Consider the following 22091-nt stretch of genomic DNA (forward strand, 5'->3'; position numbering starts at 1 on the left):
ACGCGCAGGGGTTCCTACTCGAAGACGACCGTGCGGCGGCCGTTGAGCAGGATGCGGCGCTCCGCGTGCCACTTCACCGCGCGCGCCAGCGCCTGGCACTCGACGTCGCGGCCGATCGCCACCAGCTGCTCCGGCGTGACCTGGTGGCCCACCCGCTCGACCTCCTGCTCGATGATCGGGCCCTCGTCGAGGTCGGCCGTCACGTAGTGGGCCGTCGCGCCGATCAGCTTCACACCGCGCGCGTGCGCCTGGTGGTAGGGCTTGGCGCCCTTGAAGCTCGGGAGGAAGGAGTGGTGGATGTTGATGACGCGGCCGCTGAGCTGCTTGCACAGGTCGTCCGAGAGGACCTGCATGTACCGGGCCAGCACGACCAGCTCGACGTTCTCGCCGCGCACCAGCTCCAGCAGCTGCGCCTCCGCCTGCGCCTTGGTGTCCTTCGTGACCGGAATGTGGTGGAAGGGGATGTCGTACGAGGCGACGAGCTCGGCGAAGTCGGTGTGGTTCGAGACCACGGCCACGATGTCGACGGGCAGGGCGCCGATCCGGGTGCGGAAGAGCAGGTCGTTCAGGCAGTGCCCGAACTTCGACACCATCAGCACGACCCGCATGCGCTCGTCGGCGCGGTGGATCTGCCAGTCCATGTCGAAGGAGTCGCCGACCGCCGCGAAGCTGGCGCGGAGCTTCTCCACGGTCACCGGGGCCTCGGCCGTGAAGTGCACCCGCATGAAGAAGAGACCCGAGTCCCGGTCTCCGTACTGCTGACTGTCCTCGATGTTGCAGCCGGTGATGAAGAGGTAGCTCGACACGGCGTGCACGATGCCCTGTTTGTCAGGGCAGGAAAGCGTGAGGACGTACTGGTCAGTCATCCTCGCAGGATGCCACATTCCGGTGGCGCCCCCCGCGCCCGGTCCGGGAAGCGGACGCCGCCCCCGCGCGAGACCGCGCTACGCCGCACTCGTCATGATCCGCAGCACGTCGAGCGAGCGCGGCGGCTCGTCCGGGTCGTCCCCGTCGTTCACGGCGAGCCGTACGTGCGCGTCCCGCGCCGCCCGCACCGCCTCCGGCCAGCCGTGGTGCGCCATGTACGTGGCGACCGGGGCGTCCGCCCCGACCTGGTGCATGATCCGCAGCACCCGCAGCACGGCGACGTCCACCAGCGCGGCCTCCGCCGAGTCCCTGAATATGGTGCCGACGTACTTCTCGGCGGACCAGTTGTCCAGCCAGGTGTCCTCCACCAGCCGGTACACGGCGTCGGTGACGTCCCCGTACCCCTCACGGCCGGGCAGCCAGCACTCCTGGTGGAACACCGGGTCGGAAAGCATGTGCAGCGCGGAGCGGACGTTGGTGCGCCAGCGCCACCACGGCATGTCGTTGAGCGGCATGCCGCCCATGGTGGAGGAGCGACGGCCGCGACGGGAAGAGTTCACGGAACTGGACACGTTTCGATCGTACGTTCCCCCGCAGTACGGACAGACCACACCCCGTAATTCACCTCGCCGTCACCCTGCGTTGAACCTTCCACACGTCCGCGTTACCCATGGGGCGGAATTGTGCGGGGCATGACCGGTAGCGGTAATGGCAGGTTCGGCCTCACCCTCAAGGCCGCGACGGCACTCGTCTCGGCCTGTCTCGTCACCGGCTGCGGGGCGATCCCTGGAGCCACGGGGGGCTCCAGGGACCCCGTCACCGTGATGACCTGGGCGCCGGAAGGCACCCGCGCGACCAACATGCCCGGCATGCCGGCCATGGCCCAGGCGTACGCCCGCTGGGTCAACGCCCGCGGCGGCATCGACGGCCACGAGCTCCGCGTCCTGACCTGCAACGAGCGCAACGACCCGGCGGGCGCAGCCGCCTGCGCCCGGCGCGCCGCCAAGGAAGGCGCGGTCGCGGTCGTCGGCTCGTACAGCCAGCAGGGCCGCGCCTTCATGGCGCCGCTGGAGGCCGCCGGCATCCCGTACATCGGCGGGTACGGCGTCTCCGACGACGAGTTCACCAGCTACCTCTCCTACCCGGTGAACGGCGGCCAGCCCGCGCTGCTCGCGGGCAACGGCATGCAGCTCGCCGAGGCGTGCGAACGCGTCTCGCTCGTCCGGCCCGACTCCGTCACCGGCGACAACCTGCCGCACCTGGTCAACTCCGGCCTCGCCCACCGCCGTCACCGCCTGGCCACCGACATCCCGGCCGCCGAGGACGCCGGCGAGTACGCGGCCGAGGCGATGCGGTCCCGCGACCGGGCCGGCGAGAAGGGCGGCTGCGTCACCGCCGCGCTGGGCGAGCGCACCGCCAACTTCTTCGACTCCTTCCGCCGCCTGCCCTCCGACGGGCGCGACGTCAAGGTCTCCTCGGTCCTCGGCAGCGTCGACCAGCCGCTCGTCGACCGCACCGGCGGCGCGAACGGCCCCTTCGAAGGCGCCTACATCACCGGCTGGTACCCGGAGGCGGGCGATCCGGCCTGGGCCCCGATGCGGCAGGTCATCCGCGAGCACGCCTTCGGCGACAACCGCATCGACCCGGCCGACGCGGGCGTCCAGACCACGTGGATCGCGTACACCGTCCTGCGCCGGGTGATCGAGGCGCTCCGGACGGAGGAGATCACCGCCTCCAAGGTCACCCACGCCCTCGACCGCGGCGTGGAGGTCGACACCGGCGGCCTCACCCCCAGGCTGCGCTGGCGCTACGAGGACATGCTCGGCACGCCGGGCTTCCCGCGGATAGTGAACCGGGACGTCACCTTCCAGGTCGTACGCCAAGGGCGCCTGGTCGCGCAGCAGAAGGGCTTCGTCGACACGGGCCCGACCCTGCGCGAGGCACGCTCCCTCTGACGCTCCTTCCGGCGCTCCCTCAGAGCTGGTGGGGCTGGCGCGCGGTCAGGCCGTAGCTGGCGGCGATCTTGTTCCACAGGCCGGAGGCCTGCCGCTTGGCGGCCGTGGCCTCCCCGCTCGCCACGTTGGCCCGGGCGGTCTCGGCGGTGTTGCGCGCGCGGCCGTCCTTGCAGCCCTTCTTGTCCTTCACCTGTGTCGCCCAGGTCGCGTAGTGGTCGTCGGCGGACGCGGACGCCTGCCACGCCTTGGTGAGGGCGGCGGTCAGCGCGGCGTGGTCGGGCAGCTTGTCGACCTTGAGCCCCTGGAGCTTGGTCACCAGCCCCCGGCGCTGGGTCGCGGCCCCGCGCAGGTCGCTGGCGGCCTGGTCGAGCTTGTCGCACCGCTTGATGTTCTCGACGGAGCGGATCACCGCGTCCCGGCTGCTGCTGCTCTCGGCGAGCAGCTTGTCGAGCGCCTCGGCCTGCTCCTTGACCGGGTCGGCGGCGGCCTCGGGGGCGCTGCCGTCGGCGGGCGCGGGCGACGTGGCCCCGGCGACGCTGGTGTGGTCGCCCGTGCCGCCGCCCGAGTCGCCGCCACCGCCGCTGAGCAGCGCCCCGGCGCCGAGCCCGACGACCGCGCAGCCGACGACGACTCCGGCGATGAGCATCACCTTCGGCCGCCGCCGCGACGCGGGCCGCGGCTCGTCGTACGCCTCCTGGTACGGCGGCTGGTGCTGCGGGTGCTGCGCGTGCTGTTGGTACGCGGGTGTCCGCGGGTACTGCTGCTGCGGCATGTGCTGCGTGGCGGCCGCGCCCGCGTCGTCGCGGAAGAGGTTGTCGAACTCGGCCGGCGGCTGCCGCTCGTCGGGCGTCCCGGGCCGGATGCCGTACGGCGCGCCGGACGGCTGCGGCGGGACGGGCGGCAGGTACGCCGTCGCCTCGGCGTCGGGCCCGGCGGGCGGCATCGGCCGGGCGACGGGCGGTATGTACTGCGTGGCGTCCGCGTCGGCGGCCCCGCCGGCGGGCATCTCCGGTGGCAGCGGCTGCGCGACCGTGCCGTACTGCGGCTGCTGCTGAGGCGGCTGAGACGGCTGGTGCTGCTGCGGCGGCAGCGGGTGCTGGTGCTGCTGGTGTTGCTGCGGCGGGTACTGCTGCTGCTGGAACGGCCCCGGCTGGTACGCCCCGGGCTGCTGCGGCGGCTGGTGCTGCGGCCCCGGCTGCTGCGCCTGCGGAGGAGCCTCCTGCCCGCCGCCCGGCGGGCCCCAGGGCCCGCCCCACGGCTGGCCCCCGGCCGGTCCCGCACCCGCCGGACCCGGACCCTGGCCCGCGCCCCAGGTCTGGCTGCCCTCGGCGGGCAGCACGACACCTTCGTGCGCGGGCCGCGCCGCCGGAAGGTGCGGCTCCTGACCCTGTCCGCTCTGCGTCACCGGGACTCCTACGTGTGTACCTACGGAATCGTCGGTTCACGCTACCGGGTGACTCCCGGCCCGCGCACACCTGTGTGGCGGCAGTAACAAGAACCCTTCCGCGGACGCTGTTAAGCCGTGGTGCCGGGCGGGCCTCAGGCCGCCTGGAGCTCCAGCCGCGCGCCGAATTCACGGACCGCCGGCTCGTCCGCGTACGGCTCCAGCCGGTGCTGGAGGTCCTCCAGGTACTCCGCGCCGCGCGTCGAGCGCAGCGTGCCGAGCAACTGCGCGGCGCGCGTGCCCGTGTGGCAGGCCTGTTCGACCTCGCGCTGCTGGAGCTCGGCCGTGGCCAGCAGGACCAGGCCGATGGCGCGCCGCCGCGCCCGCGACTCCGGGTGCCCGTCGAGCGCGTCGCCCGCGGCCCGCGCCGCCTCCGCCGGGCGCCCCAGGTCCCGGTAACAGTGGGCCAGTTCGTCGGCGAGGTACGCGTGGTCGAAGTGGGCGATCCACGCCGGGTCGTCGCCGGCTTCCGGGTCGGCCCGGTCCAGCGCGGCCACCGCCCGGCCCACCACCTCCTCGCAGGTGCGCGCGTCGCCGAGCAGCGCGTGCCCGCGCGCCTCCGCCGCCAGGAACATCGCCTCCGCCCGCGGCGGCACGTGCCCGCGCGCCCCCTCCTGCGCGGCCCGCGCCAGCTGGGCGATCTCCCGCGGGTTGCCGAGCTGGGCCGCCAAGTGGCTCATGGACGCGGCCAGTACGTACCCGCCGTACCCGCGGTCCCCCGCCGCCTGCGCGAGCCGCAGGGCCTGGATGTAGTACCGCTGGGCCAGCCCCGGCTGGCCGGTGTCCACCGCCATGTACCCGGCGAGCTCCGTCAACCGGGCGACCGCGCCGAAGAGTTGCCGCCCGACGGCGTCCCGGTACGAGCCCGAGAGCAGCCCGGACACCACGCTGTTGAGATAGTGCACGACCACGGGCCGTACGTGCCCGCTGCCGAAGCGGTGGTCCAGCTCCACCAGCGCGTCCGTCATCGCCCGTACCGCCTCGACGTCGGACGTCCCGACCCGCGCCCCGGTCTGCCGCGCCACATGGGCGTCGGCGCCCGTGATGAGCCAGTCGCGGCTCGGCTCGACCAGCGCGGAGGCGGCGACCGTCGAACCGGACAGGAAGTCGCGCCGGCCCACGTCGCTGCGCCACAGCTCGCAGACCTGCTCGATGGCGCCGAGCACGGTGGGCGCGAACTGCAGGCCCACACCGGAGGCGAGGTGCCTGCCGTTGGCCATGCCGATCTCGTCGATCGTGACCGTGCGGCCCAGCTTGCGGCCCAGCGCCTCGGCGATGATGCCGGGCGCCCGCCCGCGCGGCTGCTGTCCGCGCAGCCAGCGCGCCACCGAGGTCTTGTCGTACCGCAGATCGAGTCCGCGCTCCTGCCCGACCATGTTGACGCGGCGGGCGAGCCCGGCGTTGGAACACCCCGCTTCCTGGATGAGAGCCTGCAGCCGTTCGTTCGGCTGACGGGCGACGAGCGGCCTCGCTGCCATGACTACCCCCTGTTGCGCCGGTGATCAGTCCGTTGATCACTGCCCGGCTGATATGCGAAGAATGCAGAACTTGACGTCGGATTGCTGCCTTGTGCCGACACAGGCGTCATGGCATGCAATGCCGCTCAATGGTGCGCATTGCCATGCAATGACGTGCAATACCTTGCATTGACAGGAGATTGCCATATCTACGGCTCGGCTCCCACCGACTGTGGCTACCCGCCGCCCGCTCCCGGCCCTCCCGCGCGCCCCCGGGCGTGCATCCATGCGCCCCGGATGCCGAATCGATGCTCCTCCGCCTCCCCCTCCGCGCCCCGTAACCCCCCGGTTGACCGGTAGTTGAGCTGTCCGTGGAAGAGACCATCGGAGTCACGGACGCCGCGCGGATCCCCCTGCAGCGAGGCGAGCAGCTGCTGGACGCCGCCGTGCGGTACGCGGAAGAGCGGCACTGGGAGGTGTTCCCCGGCACCTGGCTGGAGCCGGTGGACGGTACGGAGCGGTGCTCGTGCGGCGAGGCCGCCTGCCCCGCGCCGGGCGCGCACCCGGCCCGGCCGGACTGGGCGACGCAGGCGACGGGCAGCGCCGTCGCGGCGCGCCGCATGTGGGGGAAGCAGCCCCGGGCGTCGATCCTGCTGCCGACGGGGCGGACCTTCGACGCGCTGGACGTGCCGGAGGCGGCGGGGTTCCTGGCGCTGGCGCGGATGGAGCGGATGGACCTCACGCTCGGCCCGGTGACCTGCACGCCGAACCGCCGGATGCAGTTCTTCGTCCTGCCGGGCGGCGCGGGCAAGGCGGCCGATCTCGTACGGAAGCTGGGCTGGTCGCCCACCTCCATCGACCTCGTCGCGATGGGCGAGGGGAGTTACGTCGCGGCCCCGCCGACCCGGGTCGGCGGCCACGGCGCGGTGCAGTGGGCCCGCCGGCCGACGCCCGCCAACCGCTGGCTGCCCGACGCCGAGGAGCTCATCAGCCCGCTGGCGTACGCGTGTGGGCGCGAGGCGGCCGCTGCCCGCTCCCGCAAGGGCTGACCACCCCGGCCCGGCACGCGCCCCGTCCGTAGGCTGACCCCGTTACCAACAGGTACGTACATACGGGGACTACGGAAGGCAGTGACCATGCCGGACGACGACGAGATGAGGGGCGCCGCGCCCGCCGTGCGGGTCGAGGGGCTGTGGAAGAGGTTCGGCGACCACGTCGCCGTGGCCGGGATCGATCTGATGCTGCCCGCGGGCCGGTTCATCGGGCTCGTGGGGCCGAACGGCGCGGGCAAGACCACGACGCTGTCCATGGTGACGGGGTTGCTGCGGCCCGATCAGGGCCGGGTGGAGGTGGCCGGGCACGACGTGTGGCGCGACCCGGTCGAGGTGAAGGCGCGGATCGGTGTGCTGCCCGAGGGGCTGCGGCTGTTCGAGCGGCTGTCGGGCCGTGAGCTCCTCGCGTACACCGGGCGGCTGCGGGGGCTGCCGGGGGCCGAGGTCGACAAGCGGGCCGCCCAGCTGCTGGACGTCCTCGACCTGGCGGGCTCCCAGCACAAGCTGGTCGTGGACTACTCGACCGGGATGCGCAAGAAGATCGGCCTGGCGGCGGCGCTGCTGCACAACCCCGACGTGCTCTTCCTCGACGAGCCGTTCGAGGGCGTCGACCCGGTGTCGGCGCAGACGATCCGGGGGGTGCTGGAGCGGTACACCGCCTCCGGTGCGACGGTGGTGTTCTCCAGTCATGTGATGGAGCTGGTGGAGTCGCTCTGCGACTGGGTCGCGGTGATGGCGGCCGGCCGGATCCGCGCCCAGGGCACGCTCGCCGAGGTGCGCGGCGAAGCGCCGTCCCTCCAGGCCGCGTTCCTGGAACTGGTGGGCGCGCAGGGGCGGGACGCGGGCGAGTCGCTCGACTGGCTGGGCGGTGGCCGGTGATCTCGGTCTTCGTACGGCTGAAGCTGTCGCTGCTGCGCAACGGGCTGCGGCAGTCGGCGGGGCGAACGGCCGTGTACGTCACCTCGATGGTGCTGACGCTGGTGTGCGCGACGGGGCTGGTGCTCGGCCTGGTGCTGCTGCGCGGGCACGCGCAGGCGGCCGCGGTGGTGGTGCCGCTGACGGCGTTGCTGGCGCTGGGGTGGGCGGTGGCGCCGCTGTTCTTCCCGGGCGGTGACGAGACGCTCGATCCGACGCGGCTGGTGATGCTGCCGCTGCGGCCGGGGCCGCTGGTGCGGGCGCTGCTGGTGTCGTCGCTGGTGGGCATCGGTCCGCTGTTCACACTGTGTCTGGCGGTGGGCGCGGGGATCGCGTTGGCGCACGGTGCGGCCGCCGTGGTGGTGGCGGTGGTGGCCGTACCGCTGGTGCTGCTGGTGTGCGTGGCGTTGGCGCGGGCGGTCGCGGCGGCGAACATCCGGCTGCTGACCTCGCGCCGGGGGCGGGACCTGGCGGTGTTGAGCGGTCTGCTGATCGCGGTGGGCGCCCAGGTCGTCAACTTCGGGGTGCAGCGGCTCAGTCGGCCGGGCGGCCTCGCGGAGCTGGAGCCGCTCGCGGACGTGGTGCGGTGGATCCCGCCGGCGTCGGCGGTCGGCGCGGTGGAGTCGGCGGGCCGGGGCGCGTACGGGGAGGCGGCGGCCGGGCTGCTGCTGTCCGTGGCCGCGCTGGCCGGCCTGGTGTACGGGTGGCGGCGCAGCCTGGTGCGGCTGATGACGACGCCGGACGGCTCGACGCTGGCGGCGGCCTCGCGCCCGTCGCGCCGCGAGTCGGCGGCTTCGGCGGGCTCTTCGGCGCGGCTGTGGCCCGAGGGGCGTACGGGCACGGTGATGCAGCGCAGCCTGCGCTATGTGTGGCGGGACCCGAAGACCAAGGCGGCGTGGGTGTCCTCGCTGGCGATCGGGCTCATCGTGCCGCTGTTCAACGCCTTGCAGGGCACGGGCTCGGTCTACTTGGCGTGCGTCGCGGCCGCGATGCTCGGCATCCTGATGTACAACCAGTTCGGGCAGGACACCTCCGCCTTCTGGATGGTGGCGATGGCGATCTCGTCGACGCGGGACGCCTACGAGGAGCTGCGGGCGCGCGCCGCCGCGCTGCTGCTGATCACCGTCCCGTACGTGGTGCTGGTGACGGCCGTGACGGCCGCGATCCTGGGCGACTGGGCCGTGCTGCCGGAGGCGCTGGGCCTGTCGTTCGGGGTGCTGGGCGCGATGCTGGGCACGGGCGCGCTGGCCTCGGCCCGCTTCCCGTACTCGATCCCGCAGGACAGCGGCTACAAGAACGTGGCGCCGGGGCAGGCGGGGCTGGCGTGGATGTCGCTGCTGGGCGGCATGCTCGCGGCGGCGGTGCTCAGCGCGCCGCTGATCGCGCTGACGGTCACGCTGCACGTCACCGGCGCCGCGTCCTGGCTGTGGCTGCTGCTGCCGCTGGGCGTCGCGTGGGGCGCGCTGCTCACCTGGGCGGGGGTGCGGCTGGCGGCGCCGCGCACGGCGCAGCGCCTGCCGGAGATCCTGGCGGCGGTCAGCAAGGGCTAGCCGGTGCTGGGGCCGAGCCCGGCGAGGAAGGGCTCCCAGCAAGGGCTAGCCCGTGCTGGGGCCGAGCCCGGCGAGGAAGGGCTCCAGCACCGCGCGCCAGGCGTCCGGGCGGTCGTAGTGGAGGAGGTGGCCGGCGTCGGGCACCTCGGCGTACCGGCCGTGGGGCAGGACGCGGACCATCTCCTGCGCCTCCGCGCGGCCGAGTTCGCCGTCGAGGCCCCGGACGACGAGGGCGGGGCAGGGGACCTGGGCGAGCGCGTCCCAGTGGGCGTCGTGGACCCAGGTCTCGCGGGAGGTGAGCATCTGGCGGCGGGAGAAGAGCGGGTACCAGCCGTCCTCGCGCTCGGCCATCACCTCGGCGAAGAACGCGCCGCGCGCGGGGCTGGGGCGCTCCAGCCGGGGGTCGTCCTCGCCGAACCACCTGCGGACGTCGGCGAGGGTGGCGAAGGGGACGGGCCAGGAGCGGAACCACTGCTCCCACTCGCGCTGGGAGGCGGCACCGAGGGCGGAGGCGCGCATGTCGCAGATGACGAGGGCGCGGACCAGGTCGGGGCGCTCGGCGGCGAGCTGCCAGGCGGTGAGGGCGCCCATGGAGTGGCCGATGAGGATGGCGGGGCCCAGGCCGAGCTGCTCGATCGCGGCGGCGGCGTCGGCGACGTACGCCTCGCGGGTGAAGGGGCCGTCGGCGGGCTTGTCGCTGCGGCCGTGCCCGCGCTGGTCGAGCGCGACGGCGCGGTGCCGCTCGGCGAGCCAGCGGGCGGTGGTGGCCCAGTGCGAGGCGCGGCCCATCAGGCCGTGGAGGAGCAGGACGCCCGGGACCGCTTCGCCCGCCGCCTGGTCCTTGGGCGGGTCGGCGAACTCCCAGGCGGCGAGGCGTAAGCCGTCGGCCGCAGTCAGGTCGATGCGTCGCACCATGCGTCCTGGCACCCCCTTCTCTCTCGTGTGTCTCGCTGTCTCGTGCCGACGCCCACAGTATCGAACTCGTATTCGAAAATCGGGTTCCGGGGCATAACACCGCTCGTTCGAGTGACGCCGCTCAAGGATTGACGGGCGTGACCGAGGGGAGATCTTCATCGGGAGGCGGGCCGCTCGGGGAAAACCGGCCCGAGGGGGATGACCCTGAGAGCTCGGGGCTCCGGGTCAGCACAGGGGAGGCAAGGCCCCGGCGCCGAGAGGCGCCGGGGCTTTCCGTATGCCCATGCCACCGGGGCACGCGGCGTACCCGCGCGCCCCGGATGCCGGTGCGGCGCATCACCTGCCCCCTCCCCGGGCCCGCGGCCCCGGCGCTCACGCCCTCAGGTCATATGCCGAGCCAAGCGTGGCACGCGGAAGGGTGCGTGCGCTGCGATTCCGGAAGTAACCGCAGGTAAGCCGCTTAACGCTTGGCGACGAAGACGTGGGACGCGACGTCCGCGCCCAGCTCCGCGGCCTCGCCGCCGCTGCCGACCAGGACTCCGCCGGGGGACTCCGTCACGCTGACCACCGAGCCGGGCTGCACGCCCGCGCGGCGCAGCGTGTACATCAGCTGGGCGTCCGTCTGGATCGGCTCGCCGATCCGGCGCACCACCACGGTCTTGCCCTCCGCGCCCGCGTCGAGCTCGGCCAGCGACACCATGCCCTCGTCGAGGAACGCCTCCGCGCCGGCCTCCTCACCCAGCTCCTCCAGGCCCGGGATCGGGTTGCCGTACGGCGACTCCGTGGGGTGGCGCAGCAGCTCCAGGACGCGGCGCTCGACGGCCTCGCTCATCACGTGCTCCCAGCGGCACGCCTCCGCGTGGACCTGCTCCCACTCCAGGCCGATCACGTCGACGAGCAGGCACTCGGCGAGCCGGTGCTTGCGCATCACGCGGGTGGCCAGGCGGCGGCCCTCCTCCGTGAGCTCCAGGTGGCGGTCACCGGCCACGGTGACCAGGCCGTCGCGCTCCATGCGCGCGACCGTCTGGCTGACGGTCGGCCCGCTCTGGTCGAGCCGCTCGGCGATGCGGGCGCGCATGGGCACCACACCTTCCTCCTCCAGCTCGAGGATGGTGCGGAGATACATCTCCGTGGTGTCGATCAGTCCGGACATACATGCCCCTCGATTCGTGCGCTGGCCCTGCCTCAATTCTGACGCATCGCACTGACAACCGTCTTCGGTAGGCGGGGAGCCGGTATTGACAGAGCAATGGTCCAGACCGCAACGTGAGCGCGGGACGAGCGAGCGGCACGAGGAGAAGGGGCTCCGAGCCATGGGCGAGAGCAAGCTGGCCGGCCGGTACTTCGACGCCGCGATCGACCTGCTGCGGCGGGTGCGGGACGAGGAGGCGGAGCAGGTCGCCGCCGCGGGCGCCGCCATCGCCGACACCGTCGCCGCGGGGGGCCGCCTCTTCGCCTTCGGCGCCGGCCACTCCTCGCTCGCCGCCCAGGACGTGGTCTACCGGGCCGGCGGGCTCGCGCTGATGAACCTGCTCGCCGTGCCGGGCGTCGTCGGCGTCGACGTCATGCCCGCCACGCTCGGCTCCGCGCTGGAGCGCGTGGACGGCCTGGCGGGCGCGGTCCTGGACGCCTCACCGGCCCGCTCCGGCGACCTGCTGATCGTCGTCTCGCTCTCCGGCCGCAACACCCTCCCCGTGGAGATGGCGATGAACGCGCGCGCCCTGGGCCTGAAGGTCATCGGTGTGACCTCGGTGGCGTACGCCGAGGAGACGAAGTCCCGGCACGTCTCGGGCACCTTCCTGAAGGACCACTGCGACATCGTGCTGGACTCCAAGATCGCGGTGGGCGACGCGGAGCTCACGCACGAGGGCGTGGAGGCGCCGTTCGCCCCGGCGTCCACGGTGGTCACCAGCGCGCTGATGCAGGCGGCGATGGCCGCGGCGACCGAGGCCCTGGTGGCCCGCGGCATCGAGCCGCCGCTGCTCCGGTCGGGCAACGTCGACGGCGGGCACGAGTGGAACGGCCGCGTGATGAACGAGTACGCCGACCGGATCTTCTTCCGTCACTGAGCCTCCCGGCCCTCCCCGGCGAACGCGACCCGTACCGTCAGACCGCCCGAGGGGGGCGGGTTCGGGGTGGCGGTGGCCGTCGCCCCGTGGGCGTGCGCGATCGACTCGACGATCGAGAGGCCCAGCCCCGCGCCCTCGCCCCCGGAGTGGTGGAAGGGTTCGAAGAGCAGCGGGACCGTGTCCGGCGCGATCTCGGGGCCCGTGTTGGAGACCTCGACGCCCGACGGGCCCGTACGGAGTCGGACGTGGCCGCCCGGCCGGTTGTGGCGGATGCCGTTCGCGACCAGGTTGTGCACCAGGCGGTCCAGCAGGACGGCCTCCCCCGCGACGGTGAGCGGCCGCGCCTCGACCTCGACGGTCACCTCGCGCCGCGCCGCCTCCGCCGCCAGCGCCTCCGCCGCCGCGCGGGCGACCTCGTCCACGCGTACCGGTTCGCGGCGCTCCAGGCCCTGGTCGGAGGCGGCCAGCAGCAGCAGTCCGTCGATGATCCGCTCGCTGTCCTCGGCGACGGAGAGCAGTTTCGTGCGGATGCGGGCCACCCGCTCCGGGTCCGGCCGCCCCGCCAGGCCGATCTCGGCCGCGGCCCGCTGCACCGCCACCGGCGTACGCAGCTCGTGCGCCGCGTTGGCCGCGAACCGCTGCTGGGCGGAGACCAGGCGCTCCATGCGCTCCAGCATCCCGTCGAAGGTGTCCGCGAGCCGCTTCAGCTCCCCCGGCGGCCCGGTCAGCCCGATCCTCTCGTGGAGGTTCTCGCCGGACAGCCGCCGCGCCGTCTCCGTGATCACCTCGACCGGCCGCAGCACCCGCCCGGCCATCCACCAGGCCAGCGCCACGGACGCCATCGCATACAGGCCGAGGGCGGTCAGCGACACGGTGAGCAGCCGGCCCAGCGCGGCCTCCTCGGCGGCGCCGCTGAGCCTCTGGGTGACCGCGTACGCGCGTACGGCCCGTTCCGCAGTCGTGGGCGAAGACGTGGGCGAAGACGTGGGCGAAGGGGTGGGCGAGGGGGTGGGGACGGGCGCGGGGCTGGCCGGTACGGCGGGGGCGGTCGCGTCCGGCCAGGGCAGGGTGGTGTCGAACGACCTGTCCGGAACGGCCGTCGTCACCGCCGTACTGATCGACGAGTACAGCCCCTGCCGTACGAGCAGGTAGACCACGCCGGTGAGCAGCACCCCGGCCACCACGAGCAGCCCGCCGTACAGGGCCGTGAGCCGGGCCCGCTCACTCCTCATCGCGCGATCCGGTAGCCCGCGCCCGGCACGGTCTCCACCACCGGCGGCTCCCCCAGCTTGGCCCGCAGCTTGCTCAGGGTGACCCGTACGGCGTTGGTGCGGTAGCTGGTGTGCTCCTCCCACACCTGCTCGATCAGGTCCTCGCCGCTGACCACCGCCCCGTCCGCGCGCAGCAGCGCCTCCAGGACGGCGAACTCCTTGCGCGACAGGTGCAGCGGCCTGCCGTCCCGGTCGGCCTGGCGGCGGGCCGTGTCCAGGACGATCCCGGCCCGTTCGAGGACGGGCGGCAGCGCGGGGCGGGCCCGCCGGCCGAGGGCCAGCACGCGGGCGAGGAGCTCGTCGTACGCGAACGGCTTGGTCAGGTAGTCGTCGGCGCCGAGGCCCAGGCCGTCCACCCGGTCCCGTACGGTCCCGGACGCCGTCAGCATGAGGATCCGCGTCAGGAGCCCCTGTCGCACCACCCGGCGGCACACCTCGTCGCCGTGGACGCCGGGCAGGTCCCGGTCCAGGACCATCACGTCGTACGCCCCGAAGGACAGCTTGCGCAGCGCCTCGGCGCCGTCCGCCGCGACGTCGACGGCGAGCGCATCACGGCGCAGCCCCTCGGCGATCATCTCCGCCAGGAACTCCTCGTCCTCCACCACCAGTACGCGCATGGGTCCCTGTGTAGCCCACGGGCACCTTTCGTCGGTGTAAAGGCGGCGCTGAGAGAAACGAAACACCGGTCGGCGCCACGCTCCCGGTCATGAGAATCCGACAGATCCGCCACTGCACCGCTCTCGCCGCCCTGGCCCTCTTCGCCGCCGCCTGCTCCGGTACGGAGGCCGCCCCGAAGAACGACGACGTCAGCGGCGAGGGCAAGAAGGCCGACCAGGCCCTGGAGTACCGCAAGTGCCTGCGCGACCAGGGCCTCGACGTGCCCGAGCCGAAGCCCGGCCAGGATCCGCGCTCCATCGCCATCGGCGGCGGTGACCTGAGCCAGGAGCAGATGGAGAAGGCGTTCAAGGCGTGCCGGGGGAAGGGCGGCGGCGGGGCGGGGAGCTCCGGTGAGCTCACCCAGGCCGACAAGGACAAGGCGCTGGCGTTCGCGCGCTGCATGCGGGAGAACGGCGTCAACATGCCCGACCCGAAGTTCGACGGAGGGGCGCAGAAGGCCCTGCCCATGCCGACCGCCGGTCCGGAGAAGGACACGTTCGACAAGGCGATGAAGGTGTGCGGGGGCGAGGCCCGGTGACCCGCCGCCGCCTCGCCGTCGCGATCGGCGCCCTGGTGGTGCTCGCGGGCAGCGGCGCCGCCGCCGTCTCCGCGTACAGCGCGCCCGAGCGGAAGGACGCGCCGGAGAAGACCGCCACCGCCACCGCCGCCGTCGAGCGGGGCGACCTCAGCGACAGCAGCAGGCAGACCGGCACCCTCGGCTACGCCAAGGAGCGCCGTATCACCGCGGGCCCCGTCTCCGGGACCCTCACCTGGATCGCGGGCGCCGGCTCGACCGTCGAGCGCGACGAGCGGCTGTACGAGGTCGACGGCACGCCCGTCCGGCTGCTGTACGGCTCCGGGCCGATGTACCGGACGCTGAAGCCGGGCGACAAGGGGCGGGACGTCGAGGAGCTGGAGGAGAACCTCCGCGACCTCGGGTACGGCTCCGGGCTCGCCGTCGACGAGAAGTACACCGACGGCACGGCCGAGGCCGTCAAGCGGTGGCAGAAGTCCCACGGCCTGAAGCGCACCGGGCACATCGGCCCGGACCAGGTGGCGTTCGCGTCCGGCGCGGTGCGGGTGAAGGAGGCGGGCGCGGCGGTCGGCGAGCCGGTCGGGCCGGGCAAGCCCGTCCTGACGGTCACCGGCGCCGAACGCACCGTACGGTTCCAGCTCCCCGTGGCCGACGGCTCGCTCGCGAAGACCGGCACCAAGGTCACGGTCGAGCTGCCGGACGGCACGGTCGTACCGGGCAAGGTCACGGGGGTCGGGAAGACGGCGAAGGCGGGCGAGGACGCGCAGGACAAGACGCCGAAGATCGACGTCACGGTGTCGTTCGACGACCCGGACAAGGTCAAGGCGCTCGACCAGTCGCCGGTCACCGTCAACCTCACCGGCGAGACCCGCAAGGGCGTCCTGTCCGTGCCCGTCAACGCGCTGCTGGCCCTCCCGGGAGGCGGTTTCGGCGTCGAGGTCGTCGACGGGGACGGCCGCAGCCGGGACGTGAAGGTCGAGCTCGGCATGTTCGCCGAGGGCCGCGTGGAGGTCAGCGGCGGCGGGCTGCGCGAGGGCATGAAGGTCGGGGTGCCGTCCGTATGAGCACGGTCGTACGCCTGACCGGGGTCACCAAGGAGTACGCGGGCGGCGTCACGGCGCTGGGCGGCGTGGACCTCACCGTCGGCCAGGGCGAACTGGTCGGCATCGTCGGCCCGTCCGGGTCCGGCAAGTCCACGCTGCTGCACATCGTCGGCACCCTCGACCGGCCGACGGCCGGGAGCGTGGAGATCGCCGGGCACGATGTGGCGGCCCTGTCCGACCGGCGCCTGTCGGCGCTGCGCGCCCGGCACATCGGCTTCGTGTTCCAGGCGTTCCACCTGGTGCCGGGCGTCAGCGCGCAGGACAACGTCGCCGAAGGGCTGCTGTACTCGGGCCTGCCGCGCGGTCGGCGCCGGGCCCTGGCCGCCGAGGCGCTCGCCCGCGTCGGGCTCGCCGACCGGCTGAAGCACCGGCCGCACGAGCTGTCCGGCGGGCAGAAGCAGCGCGTCGCCATCGCGCGTGCGGTGGTCGGGCAGCCGGACCTGCTGCTGGCCGACGAGCCGACCGGGGCGCTGGACTCGGCGTCCGGGGAGGCCGTCATGGAGCTGCTGCGCGACCTGAACGCGGAGGGCGCCACGATCGCCGTCATCACGCACGACACGGAGATCGCGGACCGGCTGCCGCGCCAGGTGCGGATCCGGGACGGCCGGATCGTCGCGGACGTGCGGGGGGTGGCGGCCTGATGGCCCGTACGCGTACGCGCTCGAAGGCATCGAAGGCGCTGAAGGCGGCGCGGCTCGGGCCGCGTGACGTCCTGCACGTGGGCTCCGCGGGGCTGCGCAGCCGGCCGGTGCGGATCGTGCTGTCCGCGCTCGGCATCGCCATCGGGATCGCGACGATGATCGCGGTGGTGGGCATCTCGGCGTCCAGCAAGGCGCAGTTGATGCGCCAGCTGGACGCGCTGGGCACCAACATGCTGGTGGCGACGCCCGGCGAGTCGATGTTCGCCGGGCAGGAGGTCAAGCTGCCGAAGGACGCCCCCGGCATGGTCGGCCGCATCGACGGCGTCGAGCACGTCGGCGCGACGGGCGACGTGGCGCGGTCGGTGCGCCGCTCCGAGAAGATCCCCGAGGGGGAGACCGGCGGCATCGCGGTCAAGGCCGCCTCGGAGGAGCTGCTGGAGGTGCTGCGCGGCGAGGTCGCGCGCGGCACCTGGCTGAACGGCGCCAACGGCCGCTACCCGGCGGTGGTGCTCGGCCATGTCGCCGCCGAACGCCTCGGCGTCACCGAGCCGGGCCGTCAGGTGTGGCTCGGCGACCGGTACTTCACGGTCGTCGGCATCCTCGCCCCGCTGCCGCTCGCCCCGGAGATCGAACGCTCGGCGCTGGTGGGCTGGACGGCCGCGGAGGAGCTGCTCGGCTTCGACGGGCACCCGACGTCGGTGTACGAGCGGTCCACGGACGCCTCGGTGGGGCACGTACGGGCGCTGCTGGCGGCGACCGTGGATCCGCAGAGCCCGCAGAACGTGCGGGTGACCGACCCGTCGTCGGCGCTGCGGGCGAAGGCGGCGACGGAGGGCGCGTTCTCCACGCTGCTGCTGGGGCTCGGCGGGATCGCCCTGCTCGTGGGCGGGGTCGGGGTGGCCAACACCATGATCATCTCGGTGCTGGAGCGCCGCCACGAGATCGGCCTGCGCCGCTCACTGGGCGCGACCCGGGGGCAGATCCGGGTGCAGTTCGTCACCGAGTCGCTGATGCTGTCGGGCCTGGGCGGCATCGCGGGCGTGGCGCTCGGCGCGGTGGCGACGGGCGCGTACGCCGCCTCCGGCGGTCTGCCGTGGGTCGTCCCGCCCTGGGCGGTGGGCGGCGGCTTCGCCGCCACCCTGGCGATCGGCACGGTGGCCGGCCTCTACCCGGCGGTGCGGGCGGCCCGGCTGTCCCCGACGCTGGCGCTGCACGCGGCGTAGCCGCCGGGGGGTCTCCGGGAGTCTCCGGCCGGGGCTATCCGGGGCTCTCCGGCCGGGCTATCCGGCCGGGCTCTCACGCCGGGGCATTCCGGCCGGAGCTCTCCGGCCGGGGCTATCCGGCCGGGGCTATCCGGAGCTCTCCGGCCGGGCTCTCCGGGCCCTCCGGGGCTCTTCTGGGCGGGCCTTCCCGGACCCCGCCCCGGAGAGCCGCCTCAACCCCCCGGGCGTCCGCCCAGCGCCGACGCCAGGTCCACCGAACCCGCCACGCGGACCGCCACGCTCTCCGCGTACGCCGCGTCCGGGCGCTCGAAGGCCGGTCTGGTCGCGCAGCGGAGGAAGGTCACCACGCCCAGCGTGCGGCCCCGGCTGCGCAGGACCGTGCAGAGGGCGTGGGCCGCGTCCCGGGGCCACTGGCGCTCCGCGGCCCAGGCCTCGGACGCGGCGCTCGCCCGTACCGAACCGGCGCGGTCCACCGCCTGGAGGGCCGGGTGGCCGGGGCCGTACCGCACGGGCAGGCCCCCGCCCGCCACGCGCGCGACGGGGCCGGGCGCGCCGGAGGGCGACGCCGCGGCGCGTACGAGGCCCTCGCCCCGCGCCGGGTCGGGGCCGACGAGGTCGAGCAGCACGTGGTCGGCGAATCCGGCGAGCGCGAAGTCCAGGTACACGGCGGCCGCCTGCATCGGGTCCTCGCACTCCGCCGCCGCGCCGCCCGCGCGGTGCAGCTGGCTGGAGCGGAACCGCAGCCGGTCGGCCTCCTGTGCCGCCAGCTTGTCCTCGGTCACGTCCTGGAACAGCCAGCCGACGCCCAGCGGCACCGGCTCCTCCGCGAGCGGGGACGCCAGCCGCAGGAAGCCGCTGCGCCAGCACCGCCGCCGCTCGCCCTCCGCCGTCCGCACCGTCACCCACAGCTCGGCGAGCCCCGGGGGCGCGCCCTGCGCCAGGACGTGCTGGAGCGCGCCCTCCAGCTCCTCCACGCCCTGCACCACCAGCTCGCCCAGCGGCCGCCCCAGCACCGTCGTGCGCCCGGCGCCCAGCGCCCGGGCGGCGTGCGCGTTGACCACGGCCGGGCGCAGGTCGACGTCGACGAGCACGACGCCCCAGGCGGCGTCCTCGAACAGCGCCTCGCTGAGCGCGATGGACCGCTCCAGGTCGATCTGCGCGTGCACCTCGCTGAACGCGCAGTACACCCCCGCCGGCCGGCCGTCCGCGCCGCGCACACCGGCCGACTGCGTCCGTACGAGGACCCGCCCGCCGTCCTTGCGCAGCAGCGGGAACTCGTGCACCTGACGCCCGGCCGCCCGCATGACCCCGGCCAGCCGCTCCCACACCTCCGCGGCGTCCTCGGCCCGCGCGGCCCACCCGCCGAGCCCGGGCCGCCCGACGGCCTCCTCGGCGGTCCAGCCGAGGATCCGCTCGGCCTCGCGGTTCCAGTGGGTGATCACCCCGTCGGCGTCGAACGCACAGAGCGCCGCGTCCATCCCGTCCAGCAGCGCGGCGAGCAGCTCGTCCGATCCGCGCTCACCGGTCGCCGTCTCGCTCTTGGACGCAGTCATCCCGGCACCCCCTGCAGGACGTGTCCCAACCTGTTCTCCTGTACTCACCTGCGGTCATTGAACTGGAAGGTGACCCAGGACACAGCCCGTTCGCGAAAATGCGTTGTGCGGCCGCCGGACCGGTTCCTAGTGTGTGGGCACACAGGAAAGGAGGTGATCCGGAAGTGGTTTCTTTTCGGATGCGTGAGGTGACTGCGGGCTAAGGCCTGTCGTCGCACTCTGTGCAAAGGCGGCAGGCCTCCTGCCGTAATCCCAAGCAGTCACCGGCCCGCGGGCTCGTCGGCACATCCGGCCGACCCCTCCGTCCAGGAGGGAAAGAGCCCGCGGGCTTCTGCGTTTCCCGGGCTCCGTCTGAGTAGGAGCCGCACGCGGAGATGAGTACGCGGCCCGGTGTGGGCGGCCGGGCGCGGGCGGCAGCATGGCAGCCATGACGAACACGACCGCGGACATCGCCGGCACCGCAGCCGGCACCACCGACCCCTCCGACCCCTCCGACCCCTTCGCCCCGTCCACGGGCGCCGTGCGCGTCTTCGCCGGGATCGGGCTCCTGCTCCTCGCCGTCGCCTTCGTCGCGACCCTCGTCATCATCCTGAACCAGGCCTACAGCGGCGACGGCCGCAGCGGCCCCCTCGTCGGAGCGTCGATGTGGTCGATGGGGCTGTCCGGGCTGGTGGGCCTGGTGGCGCTGTGCGCGCCGCGGGACACGCTGGACCACGCCGTACGTCGCGGGGTGGTGTTCGCGCAGTACGCGTTGGCCTTCGGCGGCCCGCTGCTGGCCGCGATCGACTTCGCCTGAGCGGCGCCCGCCCCGGTCGACGCGTCAGGGCGAGAGGCGCTCCACGCGCCAGGAGGCGTCCTGCCCGACGTAGCGCAGCCGGTCGTGCAGCCGGTTCTCGTGGCCCTGCCAGAACTCCACCGTCTCCGGGGCGATCCGGAAGCCGCCCCAGTGCGGCGGCACCGGCACCTGCTCGCCCTCCGGGTAGCGCGCCGCGAGCTCCTCGAAGCGTGCCAGCAGCTCCGCCCGCGAGGCGATCACGGACGATTGCTCGCTCGCCCAGGCGCCCAGCTGGGAGCCGTGCGGGCGGGTGCGGAAGTACGCGGCGGTCTCGTCGCGGCCCACGCGGGACGCCACGCCGGTGACGATGACCTGGCGGGCCACCGGGTGCCAGGGGAAGAGCAGCGAGACGTACGGGTTGGTGTCGAGCTCCATGCCCTTGCGGGAGCCGTAGTTGGTGAAGAAGACGAAGCCCCGCTCGTCGTAGTGCTTGAGCAGCACCGTGCGTGACGAGGGGCGGCCGTCGGGCGAGGCCGTGGAGACGATCATGGCGTTGGGCTCGTGGATCACCCCGCTGCCGGCCACCTCCTTGAACCAGCGGTCGAACTGGTCCATCGGCTCGGCCGCGAGGTCCGCCTCCAGGAACTGGGCGGTGCGGTACTGCTCGCGCATGTCGGCGGGATCGAGAGCTGCTGGGTCGAGAGCGTCTGTCACAGAGGTCATCCTGCCGTAGCGGACCAGTCTTCCCGGCACCCAGTGCCACTAATCCTTCCTGCCCGGTTCGGCGGAGTGTGCCGGATGTCACGCTTCCCCGCATCGGGGGAACCCGACAGACTCATGCGCTGGGTCACTGTTCCCTCCCTACGACGGTGCTGGATGACCACCTGCCGTACGGGGTATCACCGCACCCCCGGAAGACACACCGGAACTCTCACCGGAAGACTCACCTCACGAGGAGCCGCCTGATGTCCGACTTCGTACCCGGACTCGAAGGAGTCGTCGCGTTCGAGACGGAGATCGCCGAACCGGACAAGGAAGGCGGTGCGCTGCGCTACCGCGGCGTCGACATCGAGGAACTCGTCGGGTCCGTCTCCTTCGGCAACGTGTGGGGCCTGCTGGTCGACGGGGCGTTCAACCCCGGCCTGCCGCCGGCCGAGCCGTTCCCGATCCCGGTGCACTCCGGCGACATCCGTGTCGACGTGCAGTCGGCGCTCGCCATGCTCGCCCCGGTGTGGGGCCTGAAACCGCTGCTCGACATCGACGAGGAGCAGGCCCGCGACGACCTCGCGCGGGCGGCCGTCATGGCGCTGTCGTACGTCGCGCAGAGCGCGCGCGGGCAGGGCCTGCCGATGGTGCCGCAGAGCGAGATCGACAAGGCGCAGTCCGTCGTCGAGCGGTTCATGATCCGTTGGCGCGGCGAGCCGGACCCGAAGCACGTCAAGGCCGTCGACGCGTACTGGACGTCCGCCGCCGAGCACGGCATGAACGCCTCCACCTTCACGGCCCGCGTCATCGCCTCCACGGGCGCCGACGTGGCCGCGGCCCTCTCGGGCGCCGTCGGCGCCATGTCCGGGCCCCTGCACGGCGGGGCCCCGTCCCGCGTCCTCGGCATGATCGAGGAGATCGAGCGCACCGGTGACGCCGGCGCGTACGTCCGCCAGGCCCTCGACAAGGGCGAGCGCCTGATGGGCTTCGGCCACCGCGTCTACCGCGCCGAGGACCCGCGCGCCCGCGTCCTGCGCCGTACCGCCAAGGAGCTCGCCGCGCCGCGCTTCGAGGTGGCGGAGGCGCTGGAGAAGGCCGCCCTGGAGGAGCTGCACAACCGTCGCCCGGACCGGGTCCTGGCGACGAACGTGGAGTTCTGGGCGGCGATCGTGCTGGACTTCGCGGAGGTCCCGGCGCACATGTTCACCTCCATGTTCACCTGCGCCCGCACGGCCGGCTGGAGCGCCCACATCCTGGAGCAGAAGCGCACCGGCCGCCTGGTCCGTCCCTCCGCCCGCTACGTGGGCCCGGGCCCGCGCAGCCCGCGCGAGATCGCCGGTTTCGACGACATCACCGGCTGACCGCCCCACCTCGCCGATACGCCGACGGCGCCGCTCCCGCGTG

Annotated in this window: 21 protein-coding genes; 11 read left to right on the top strand and 10 right to left on the bottom strand. The window is 73.6% G+C overall.

Annotated elements, in window-relative coordinates:
• Window positions 1–14: 14 nt before the first annotated feature.
• Complete coding sequence (gene purU / locus ACZ42X_RS23970) at window positions 15–866, bottom strand: formyltetrahydrofolate deformylase (protein ID WP_361417759.1); 852 nt, start codon at window positions 864–866, stop codon at window positions 15–17.
• Between the two features lie 78 nt (window positions 867–944).
• The gene (locus ACZ42X_RS23975; protein ID WP_468294406.1) at window positions 945–1391 is read right to left on the bottom strand and encodes an SCO4402 family protein; all 447 of its coding nucleotides are present in this window, start codon (window positions 1389–1391) and stop codon (window positions 945–947) included.
• A gap of 168 nt (window positions 1392–1559) precedes the next feature.
• Between ACZ42X_RS23975 and ACZ42X_RS23980 the strand changes: the two genes are divergently transcribed.
• Complete coding sequence (locus ACZ42X_RS23980; RefSeq protein ID WP_468293679.1) at window positions 1560–2822, top strand: ABC transporter substrate-binding protein; 1263 nt, start codon at window positions 1560–1562, stop codon at window positions 2820–2822.
• Between the two features lie 19 nt (window positions 2823–2841).
• Here the strand turns inward: ACZ42X_RS23980 and ACZ42X_RS23985 are convergent, their stop codons facing one another.
• Window positions 2842–4227 carry a hypothetical protein gene (locus tag ACZ42X_RS23985; RefSeq protein ID WP_468293682.1) on the bottom strand — a complete coding sequence of 462 codons (1386 nt, stop codon included), beginning with the start codon at window positions 4225–4227 and terminating at the stop codon, window positions 2842–2844.
• Between the two features lie 134 nt (window positions 4228–4361).
• Window positions 4362–5744 (bottom strand): transcriptional regulator, encoded by a 1383-nt coding sequence (locus ACZ42X_RS23990; protein WP_361417750.1) that lies wholly within the window; start codon window positions 5742–5744, stop codon window positions 4362–4364.
• A 350-nt stretch (window positions 5745–6094) separates the two neighbouring features.
• On the opposite strand from ACZ42X_RS23990, the gene ACZ42X_RS23995 reads away from it, so the two are divergent.
• The 3 genes from ACZ42X_RS23995 (at window position 6095) to ACZ42X_RS24005 (ending at window position 9240) form a co-directional block, all read left to right on the top strand.
• Window positions 6095–6772: a bifunctional DNA primase/polymerase gene (locus ACZ42X_RS23995; protein WP_468293685.1), complete on the top strand. Its 678-nt coding sequence runs from the start codon at window positions 6095–6097 to the stop codon at window positions 6770–6772.
• A gap of 87 nt (window positions 6773–6859) precedes the next feature.
• Window positions 6860–7654, top strand: a complete 795-nt coding sequence (locus ACZ42X_RS24000) for an ABC transporter ATP-binding protein (protein WP_468293688.1) — start codon at window positions 6860–6862, stop codon at window positions 7652–7654.
• The gene (locus tag ACZ42X_RS24005) at window positions 7633–9240 is read left to right on the top strand and encodes a transporter (RefSeq protein ID WP_468294409.1); all 1608 of its coding nucleotides are present in this window, start codon (window positions 7633–7635) and stop codon (window positions 9238–9240) included. The genes ACZ42X_RS24000 and ACZ42X_RS24005 overlap by 22 nt, the downstream gene beginning before the upstream one ends.
• A 45-nt stretch (window positions 9241–9285) precedes the next feature.
• On the opposite strand, the gene ACZ42X_RS24010 is transcribed toward ACZ42X_RS24005, so the two are convergent.
• Complete coding sequence (locus tag ACZ42X_RS24010; protein ID WP_468293690.1) at window positions 9286–10155, bottom strand: alpha/beta fold hydrolase; 870 nt, start codon at window positions 10153–10155, stop codon at window positions 9286–9288.
• Window positions 10156–10615: 460 nt separating this feature from the next.
• The gene (locus tag ACZ42X_RS24015) at window positions 10616–11308 is read right to left on the bottom strand and encodes a metal-dependent transcriptional regulator (protein WP_355355346.1); all 693 of its coding nucleotides are present in this window, start codon (window positions 11306–11308) and stop codon (window positions 10616–10618) included.
• Window positions 11309–11468: 160 nt separating this feature from the next.
• Here ACZ42X_RS24015 and ACZ42X_RS24020 point away from each other — a divergent pair, with 160 nt between their 5' ends.
• Complete coding sequence (locus ACZ42X_RS24020) at window positions 11469–12224, top strand: SIS domain-containing protein (protein WP_468293694.1); 756 nt, start codon at window positions 11469–11471, stop codon at window positions 12222–12224.
• Here ACZ42X_RS24020 and ACZ42X_RS24025 read toward each other — a convergent pair.
• Window positions 12218–13456 carry an ATP-binding protein gene (locus ACZ42X_RS24025; protein WP_468293697.1) on the bottom strand — a complete coding sequence of 413 codons (1239 nt, stop codon included), beginning with the start codon at window positions 13454–13456 and terminating at the stop codon, window positions 12218–12220. The two genes, ACZ42X_RS24020 and ACZ42X_RS24025, sit on opposite strands and share 7 nt — an antisense overlap.
• The gene (locus tag ACZ42X_RS24030) at window positions 13453–14112 is read right to left on the bottom strand and encodes a response regulator transcription factor (RefSeq protein ID WP_468293700.1); all 660 of its coding nucleotides are present in this window, start codon (window positions 14110–14112) and stop codon (window positions 13453–13455) included. Before ACZ42X_RS24030 ends, ACZ42X_RS24025 begins: the two co-directional genes overlap by 4 nt.
• Before the next feature lie 89 nt (window positions 14113–14201).
• On the opposite strand from ACZ42X_RS24030, the gene ACZ42X_RS24035 reads away from it, so the two are divergent.
• The 4 genes from ACZ42X_RS24035 to ACZ42X_RS24050 are packed head-to-tail and all read left to right on the top strand — an operon-like array spanning window position 14202 to window position 17654.
• Window positions 14202–14690 (top strand): hypothetical protein, encoded by a 489-nt coding sequence (locus ACZ42X_RS24035; RefSeq protein ID WP_468293703.1) that lies wholly within the window; start codon window positions 14202–14204, stop codon window positions 14688–14690.
• Window positions 14687–15751 carry an efflux RND transporter periplasmic adaptor subunit gene (locus ACZ42X_RS24040; protein WP_468293705.1) on the top strand — a complete coding sequence of 355 codons (1065 nt, stop codon included), beginning with the start codon at window positions 14687–14689 and terminating at the stop codon, window positions 15749–15751. Before ACZ42X_RS24035 ends, ACZ42X_RS24040 begins: the two co-directional genes overlap by 4 nt.
• The gene (locus tag ACZ42X_RS24045) at window positions 15748–16431 is read left to right on the top strand and encodes an ABC transporter ATP-binding protein (protein WP_468293708.1); all 684 of its coding nucleotides are present in this window, start codon (window positions 15748–15750) and stop codon (window positions 16429–16431) included. Before ACZ42X_RS24040 ends, ACZ42X_RS24045 begins: the two co-directional genes overlap by 4 nt.
• Window positions 16431–17654 carry an ABC transporter permease gene (locus ACZ42X_RS24050; protein ID WP_468293711.1) on the top strand — a complete coding sequence of 408 codons (1224 nt, stop codon included), beginning with the start codon at window positions 16431–16433 and terminating at the stop codon, window positions 17652–17654. Before ACZ42X_RS24045 ends, ACZ42X_RS24050 begins: the two co-directional genes overlap by 1 nt.
• Window positions 17655–17866: 212 nt before the next feature.
• Here ACZ42X_RS24050 and ACZ42X_RS24055 read toward each other — a convergent pair whose 3' ends face one another.
• Window positions 17867–19207, bottom strand: a complete 1341-nt coding sequence (locus ACZ42X_RS24055) for a PAS domain-containing protein (protein ID WP_468293714.1) — start codon at window positions 19205–19207, stop codon at window positions 17867–17869.
• 427 nt (window positions 19208–19634) lie between these two features.
• On the opposite strand from ACZ42X_RS24055, the gene ACZ42X_RS24060 reads away from it, so the two are divergent.
• Window positions 19635–20003: a hypothetical protein gene (locus ACZ42X_RS24060; protein WP_468293716.1), complete on the top strand. Its 369-nt coding sequence runs from the start codon at window positions 19635–19637 to the stop codon at window positions 20001–20003.
• 24 nt (window positions 20004–20027) lie between these two features.
• Here the strand turns inward: ACZ42X_RS24060 and pdxH are convergent, their stop codons facing one another.
• Window positions 20028–20654, bottom strand: coding sequence for a pyridoxamine 5'-phosphate oxidase (gene pdxH / locus ACZ42X_RS24065; RefSeq protein WP_468294412.1), 627 nt, complete (start codon window positions 20652–20654; stop codon window positions 20028–20030).
• Window positions 20655–20947: 293 nt separating this feature from the next.
• On the opposite strand from pdxH, the gene ACZ42X_RS24070 reads away from it, so the two are divergent.
• A complete protein-coding gene (locus ACZ42X_RS24070) occupies window positions 20948–22048 on the top strand; it encodes a citrate synthase 2 (RefSeq protein ID WP_361417723.1) in 1101 nt (366 codons plus the stop codon).
• The last annotated feature ends 43 nt before the right edge of the window (window positions 22049–22091 follow it).

The sequence above is a fragment of the Streptomyces sp. NPDC030862 genome (assembly GCF_055571835.1).